At 56.5% G+C, this 5,769-nt stretch carries 4 protein-coding genes and 1 pseudogene; 1 reads left to right on the top strand and 4 read right to left on the bottom strand.

All coding sequences use genetic code 11. The features are described from left to right. Positions 1 to 382, top strand: a pseudogene (locus tag B3Z49_RS08810) (LysR family transcriptional regulator); the annotation flags it as partial. A gap of 23 nt (positions 383 to 405) precedes the next feature. Here the strand turns inward: B3Z49_RS08810 and B3Z49_RS08815 are convergent. From B3Z49_RS08815 to B3Z49_RS08830, 4 genes are all read right to left on the bottom strand, one after another. Beyond that, positions 406 to 1,377 (bottom strand): DUF1835 domain-containing protein, encoded by a 972-nt coding sequence (locus B3Z49_RS08815; protein WP_296990064.1) that lies wholly within the window; start codon positions 1,375 to 1,377, stop codon positions 406 to 408. Continuing rightward, entirely contained in the window at positions 1,377 to 1,718 is a 342-nt protein-coding gene (locus tag B3Z49_RS08820; RefSeq protein ID WP_296990066.1) for a hypothetical protein, read from the bottom strand. Before B3Z49_RS08820 ends, B3Z49_RS08815 begins: the two co-directional genes overlap by 1 nt. 97 nt (positions 1,719 to 1,815) lie before the next feature. After that, positions 1,816 to 3,297 carry an exopolyphosphatase gene (gene ppx, locus B3Z49_RS08825; RefSeq protein WP_296990069.1) on the bottom strand — a complete coding sequence of 494 codons (1,482 nt, stop codon included), beginning with the start codon at positions 3,295 to 3,297 and terminating at the stop codon, positions 1,816 to 1,818. A 36-nt stretch (positions 3,298 to 3,333) separates the two neighbouring features. Continuing rightward, complete coding sequence (locus B3Z49_RS08830; RefSeq protein WP_008891271.1) at positions 3,334 to 5,481, bottom strand: RNA degradosome polyphosphate kinase; 2,148 nt, start codon at positions 5,479 to 5,481, stop codon at positions 3,334 to 3,336. Between the last annotated feature and the right edge of the window lie 288 nt (positions 5,482 to 5,769).

A 5,769-nucleotide genomic window follows, 5' to 3' on the forward strand; every position in this document is an offset into this window, starting at 1 on the left:
CTTTTATGATCCGGCATTTCACGACGGGCCGCCCGATACGCTGGACCGGTATTGTGCGGCCAGCCATGCGCGCGTGATGATCGGGGCCAATGACAGTTCGGAAATCGATGACATCCTGCGCAGCCTTGGCCGATCACGTCGCACAGTGCTTCAGGTGCCGACCTTTGCTAGTGTCGCCAACCTGATCCGGGGTACTGACATCATCGCCACCCTGCCATCGCGCCTGGCAGGCTCCATGATGCAGGATTTTGGCCAGTTCGATCTGCCGCTTGAATTCCGGGAATATGGCTTTGCCCAATACTGGCACGTCCGTAACGCCGCCAATGCCGCGCATAAATGGCTGCGAGGCGAGATTTTCCGGGCGTCGCGCGGGTTGGGCTAATAGCAGGCAATAAAGTGCGTCTGTTACGCCGCATCCGACGGATTGATCTGGATGCCGCCAACCCAACGGGTGCCGGTAAAGTTATCGAGGAAATTGCGTTTGCCGGCCAAGGTTTCGTGACCGGTGTTGGTGAGTGTGATGGTGCGTTCGGCCCAGTTGATTTCGGGGGTGGCGGGCGTGAGGGTGAAGAGCGGATCCTGGCAGTCCATCATCCACTGGATTTCTGACCAGAACATCAAGTCGCCGAGATAGGGGAGCGGATCAACGCTTCGCATCAGGTGGCCAAAGACCTTGCCGACCGGGAGCGGGCCGTGGTCCTTGATGATTTGCAGGGTGAGTTTTTGGGTCAGGCTTAGGCCGGTTTGCGGGGCGGGTAATTCGGCGAGGTGGCGTTTGAGGGCCTCTGGCATTTGGGGCAGGGGCGCGTTGGGTGTTTCCGCAAGTGTCTTGAGGTCTTTTGGGCTGTCTTTGCGGACTGCCTTCCAGACTTTGCTGCCAAATGTCAGCATATCGCTGTTAAGTGGCGTGCGATGAGTGTTCCAGCACCAGATCAGACCATCAAGCGAGAGTTGACCAAGGCCGAGGAAGCGGTCGATGGCTTCGGACGCGGGCGCGTGATTGACGGAGATGACGTCGATATTGGTTTCGGGCTGGATGGTGGCGATGGCATCCATCAGGAAGGCCTGGATCAGCTGATCGTAGCTGTCATGTTCGAACCAGAGCACGACATGGTCATACTGCCCAAGGCGATTGAGTGCGTCATATTCGCGCCTGAGCCGTTCAAGTGCCGTATCACCGGGCAGGTCGTAAGCACCGGCAATAAAGGCCGCACGGGTTTCGATGAAGGCATCGCGCGGCAGGTCGGGCACCGGGCCCTGACAAAACGGATCGGAGAATTCCAGAAAATCGCCGATGAAGCCTGCGTGTTTGAGGCCATCGCGGATATCGGATCCGCAACGGACATGCAGCGTGGCTTGGGTGTCGAGTGGTTTCATTATTCGCCTGGGACCGGGACGCCCGTGCTCGCCCGAAGGGCACTTAGCAATGAGAGCATGTTGTCGGGCACATCGGATGCGGCGATTTTGGCATTGGCCGGATCGTCGTCCGGATTGGCAAACAAGGGCGCAATATCGCCAAGTCGGGCAGACCGCAGCGCAATCAGAAGGTCAATCAGTGATTTCTCATCATCGCGGGCGGCAGCGCGAAGCTTTTCAATGTCGTCGTCGGTATCTGGCAGGACGGTTATTTCCTGACAAAGCGTTTGAAAGGACATATGTGCCAGTGCGCCCACGATGTCACGCGCGGTGTGATCGGATGGCTGTTTGGTGTCGGTCATGACACGGCACTCCTGATCAGAAAAGAGATCGATGATCGTGCCGGTTTTGGTGTGGGGCGTCAATAAAATGCGCGGTCTGATTGTACGCGTCTGAACCCTATTCGGCGAGGCGGACAACACTTTCGCGGTTCATCAGCTTGGCCAGTTTCGACAGGCGCTGTTCAACGACTTCGCCATACAGGGCCGATGCCTGCTTTTCGAATTGCAGGATCAGCTTGTTTTCTTCGAGCAGCAATTGGGTTTGCGGCAGGATGCCTTCGACCCCGCCAGAAAGCGTATGGCCCAAGCGAATGACATGGCCAAACAAACGGCCCGTCAGGCGGTCCTCGTCGCTGAGGATGCGGTCGCTGGCCTCATCACCCTTGAAATTGCCGGTATAGCGCGAGCCGATGGTGTAGGCGAGGAACACCCGGTCATGATGATTAAGGTCGATATAGGGATGGCGCAAAATGCGGTTATAACTTTGTTCTGCGCGGTAATCGGGATGTTCGTTCCAGCCGATATCCCCGATGATGCAGGCGGCCAAACGCAGCCGTTCGATATTGACCGGCAGTTTCGAGAAGATCGGCGCACACCATTGCGCAACTTCTTCGCCGTGCTGATGGAACCGTTCGCCGTCTTCGGCAAAGCTGAAGCAGGCTTCAAGCACCGGGTCGCGTTGACGTAGATCTTCGGGCAGGACTTCATACATCCAGCCTTCGCGAAGGCCGTGGCCGGAAAAGACAACTTCCTTTGGCTTCATGCGGGTCATCAGCATATTCATGACAAGTGATGCATGCGGCAGGCTGTCGATACGGCGTTTGGACACACCGCCGATCTTTTCAAGCGACACCCGGCTTTGCTGGGAAATGATGTGGGTCAGTTCGGCCATTTCCGATTGCGGCATGGCAAGATTATGCACCACCGAAATCGGATAATTTTCCTGGGCAATGAAAAGCTTGGCGATTGAGCGCCAAGAGCCGCCAACGGCATAAAGCTGTTGGCCTTTGCCCTCAGCTAGCCAATCGACCGTATCAAGGTGCTGATTGATTTCAGCCGTCAGACGGGCCCGGTCAGAGCCAAACACCGTATGCAGGCGCATCGCGCCCAAGGGCAGGCTGACACGTTTTTTGATCTCGCCCTGATCAAGTAAAACCAGTTCCAGCGACCCGCCGCCGATATCGCCCATGATGCCCGATGCCATCGGGTCGCCCGATATGATGCCAAGGGCCGACAGGCGGGCTTCTTCAAGGCCGTCAATCACCTTGACCGTAAGGCCGGTTTCCGATGCCACGCGATCACAGAATTCCTTGCCGTCGCTGGCAGCCCTCACAGCAGCGGTTGCGAGCACATCGACATGGGTGACCTTCATCGCACGCAACAGTTTCGCAAAGCGGTGCATGGCGACCACGGCGAGCTCCACCCCCTCCGGGTTAAGCTTGCCGGTGTTTTCCGGGTCACGGCCAAGGCCGCACATGACCTTTTCATTGAAGATCGGCATCGGTGCGCGGGTCATGCCATCAAAAATGACAAGCCGCACAGAGTTGGAGCCAACATCTATGATCGCGATGCGGTTGGAAGCCCGTTGGTCAGTCAGCATAAGATGTTGGCACCTGTTGGTCGTCTGTAGTCGTTTTTAGTCGTCTAGCTGTAGCACGGGAACATTCGGGTCGGCTTGATCCAGCGCACTTCCGCGGCCCGAAAGTGACGGGTTGGTCATGAAATATTTGTGCGACGAGAATGCATTTTCACCTGCCTCGCAGCGTTCATAGGAGCCGTCCGGCTGCAGATGCCATGCCTGTGCAGTGTCTTTCAGGTTGGCAATCATGATCTGTTCAACAATCTGTTGCTGACAGGTCGGATTTTCAACCGGAACCAGGGTTTCAACACGGCGGTTCAGGTTACGCGGCATCCAGTCGGCAGATGAGATAAACGCCTTGGCCTTACGCGACGGGAGCTTTGCCCCGTTGGCAAAGACAACAATGCGCGAATGTTCAAGGAACCGGCCGACAATCGATTTGACGCGGATATTTTCCGATAGGCCCGGCACCCCCGGACGCAGACAGCAAATGCCGCGCACGATCAATTCGATATGAACGCCGACCTGACTTGCGCGATAAAGCGCATCGATCACCACCGGATCGACCAGACTGTTCATCTTGGCCCAGATGCCAGATGGCTTGCCAGCCTTGCAGTTCTCGATCTCCTGATCGATGTGAGTGAGCAGGGTCGGGCGCAGGGTATGCGGTGCAATCGCGATTTTCTCAAGCGAGCGTGGGGTGGCATACCCGGTCATGAAATTAAAGATGCTGGCCGCATCACGCCCGAGTGCCGGATCGCACGAGAAGAACGAGATGTCGGTATAGAACTTGGCGGTGATCGGGTGATAGTTGCCGGTCCCGAAGTGGGTATAGGTCTTAAGGCCATGGGTTTCACGGCGGACCACCAGCGACACCTTGGCGTGCGTTTTCCAATCAAGGAAACCATAGACCACCTGACAGCCCGCACGTTCAAGGTCAGCCGCCCAGCGCAGGTTGGCTTCTTCGTCAAAGCGGGCCTTCAGTTCGACCATGGCGGTGACGGATTTACCCGCCTCGGCCGCGGCAATCAGGGCCTTGACGATCGGGCTGTTTTCCGAGGTGCGATACAGCGTCTGTTTGATGGTGACCACATCCGGGTCACGGGCGGCCTGCAGCAGGAACTGCACCACCACGTCGAAATCTTCGAACGGGTGATGAACCACCAGATCCTTTTTACTGATCGCAGCAAAGCAATCGCCGCCAAAGTCACGCACCCGTTCCGGATAGCGCGCGGCATAGGGCGAAAACAGCAAGTCATGATGCAGATCTGAGTCGATCAGCTGTTTGACATCAACAACGCCGAGCAGGCCATCGACCTTAACGACTTCTTCCAGCGCGACATCAAGTTCATCAATGACGAAATCAAGCAGGTCTTCGGGCATTGCCGCATTGACCTTAAGACGGATGATGCTGCCGCGACGACGACGTTTCAGGGCGGTTTTGAAAACGCGCACCAGATCTTCGGCTTCTTCTTCGATTTCAACGTCCGAGTCCCGGATGACGCGGAAGAAACCGTGTTCGATCATATCAAAGCCCGGGAACAGCTTGCCAAGATAGAGCAAGATCGCCTGTTCGACCGGAAGATAACGTTCATTGCGGCCCGGCAGGCGCAGGAACCGGCCAATTTTTTGCGGTACCGGAATAAGCCCGCGCATATTGTGCCCGTCTGCTGGATCAAACAACTGCATGACGATGGCAAAGCCAAGGTTCGGGATGAACGGGAAGGGGTGCGACGGATCAATGGCAAGCGGGGTCAGCGTCGGGAAGATTTCGCGCGTGAAATAGCCATCCAGCCATTTGCGGTCGGTCTGGGTCAGGTCGCCCTGATCGATGACCGAGATGCCCTGCTTTTCCATCTCGCTGCTGAGCTGGCGCCAGACGCGTTGCTGATCCTGCATCAACTGGTTGGCATCAAAGGTAATGGCGCGCAGCTGTTCGGACGGGCTCATGCCATCCTGACTGACCTTGGTCATGCCAGCGCGGACCTGACCGACGAGGCCGGCGACGCGAACCATATAAAATTCATCAAGGTTGCTGGCCGAAATCGACAGGAAACGCAGTCTTTCAAGCAGTGGGTGGCCGGTATTCTGGGCCTCTTCAAGAACGCGATTGTTGAATGCCAGCCACGATAATTCGCGGTTAATGAAGCGGCTTTCCGAATCAATGGTGATCGCGCTTGACTGAACTGCAGCGGCGTGTGTCACGCTATGCCTCCTGCGGATTGAGGGAACGTCCTTGAACTTATGCGACAGTTCCCGGTTGCAAATGGAGTATAGGATAACTGCTTGGGTGGGTGCAATTTTCTTAAATTTATGTGTCAGTTTTTATAATGGCGTCACGGCGTGTGATATGGCATGGAAGAACACCGTTTGATCATCGTTCGCGACGTAGGGCCCAAACTCACTCACATTACCGGCCCGGCAACTGATATGAGAGAAAAAGCTAGGAAATGCCCGCAGAGCGGGGGCGTCCCCGGTCAAGGGATTTGACGC

Source organism: Thalassospira sp. UBA1131 (assembly GCF_002311515.1).
In the GTDB taxonomy this organism is placed as follows: Bacteria; Pseudomonadota; Alphaproteobacteria; order Rhodospirillales; family Thalassospiraceae; genus Thalassospira.

Excerpts from the sequence above, each read along its gene's own strand:
- B3Z49_RS08815 (WP_296990064.1), bottom strand. The coding sequence starts at position 1,377 with ATGAAACCACTCGACACCCAAGCCACGCTGCATGTCCGTTGCGGATCC.
- ppx (WP_296990069.1), bottom strand. The coding sequence starts at position 3,297 with ATGCTGACTGACCAACGGGCTTCCAACCGCATCGCGATCATAGATGTT.
- B3Z49_RS08820 (WP_296990066.1), bottom strand. The coding sequence starts at position 1,718 with ATGACCGACACCAAACAGCCATCCGATCACACCGCGCGTGACATCGTG.